Source organism: Pseudokineococcus marinus (assembly GCF_013004605.1).
Lineage (GTDB): Bacteria > Actinomycetota > Actinomycetes > Actinomycetales > Quadrisphaeraceae > Pseudokineococcus > Pseudokineococcus marinus.
Window position 1 is genome coordinate 1 of sequence record NZ_JABEMA010000530.1, and the last position, 1,324, is coordinate 1,324.

The following is a 1,324-nucleotide window of genomic DNA, read 5'->3' on the forward strand; positions in this document are numbered from 1 at the left end:
CCGCGTCCGCGCGCCCGCCGCCCCCGGGCGCCGTCGTGGACTCGCGCAGGAGAGGTCCATGACCAGCACCAGCAGCACCACACCGGCCGGCGGCACCACGGCCGGCAGCACCACGGCGGGGCAGGGACCCGCGCCGGGCCACCGCCCGTCGCCGACCGCCCTCGGCTACCCCCGCCAGGGGCGCGACCGGGAGCTGAAGCGCGCCCTCGAGGCCCACTGGGCGGGGCGGCTCGACGCGGCCGGCCTCCTCGCCGCCGCCGAGGAGGTGCAGGACCAGCGCTTCGCGGCGATGGCGGGCGCCGGGCTGCGGGAGGTGCCCGTCGGCGACTTCTCGCTCTACGACCACGTGCTCGACGCCGCCGCGCTGCTCGGGCTGCTGCCCGGCGCACCCGCGGCCCCCGGCCAGGAGGCCCGGCTCGCCCGGCTCTTCGCCGCCGCCCGCGGCGCGGCGGACGCGCCCGCGTGGGAGATGACGAAGTGGTTCGACACGAACTACCACCACCTCGTGCCCGAGCTGGGGCCCGACGCGGCGCCGTCGCTGCACGCGGAGGACCTGCTCGAGCAGGTGCGCGGCGCGCGCCGCCGCGGGCTCGAGCCCCGGCCCGTCCTCGTCGGGCCCGTGACCCTCCTGCGCCTGTCCAAGCCCGCGGACGGCGCCCCCGCCGGGTGGCGCCCCGACGCGCTGCTGCCCCGCCTGCTCCCCGTCTACGCCGAGCTTCTCGCGCTGCTCGCCGCGGAGGGCGTCGCGTGGGTGCAGCTGGACGAGCCGGTGCTCGTCACCGACCTCGACGACGACCTCGCCGCTCTCGCCCGGGAGGCGACCGGGCACCTCGCCGGGCTGGCCGACCGCCCCCGGCTGCTCGTCGCCGGGTACTTCGAGCGCCTGGGCGACGCCGCGCCGCTGCTCCTCGCGGCGGGCGCGGACGGCCTCGCGGTGGACCTCGCGGGGGCCGACCGCGCCGAGGTCGAGGCCCTCGCCGCGCTGCCGGGGCTCACCGGGCGGCGGCTCGTCGCCGGGGTCGTGGACGGCCGCGGGGTGTGGCGCCGCGACCTCGCCGAGGCCCTCGACCACCTCGAGGTGCTCGCGGCGTCCGGCGCGCACGTCGACGTCGCCCCCTCGTGCTCGCTGCTGCACGTGCCGCACGACGTCGAGCGGGAGGTCCAGCTCGACCCCGAGGTCCGCTCCTGGCTGGCCTTCGCCGACCAGAAGCTCGCCGAGGTGGCCGTGCTCGCCCGCGGGCTCGCGGACAGGCGCGACGCCGTCCGCGCCGAGCTCGCGGCGTCGGCCGCGGTCGTGGCCTCGCGGCGGGCGTCGCGAGCTCGG

General features: G+C 79.9%; 1 pseudogene. It reads left to right on the top strand.

Annotation, left to right across the window (positions count from 1 at the left end):
- Positions 1-58: 58 nt before the first annotated feature.
- Positions 59-1,324: pseudogene (locus HLB09_RS17250) on the top strand (5-methyltetrahydropteroyltriglutamate--homocysteine S-methyltransferase); the annotation flags it as partial.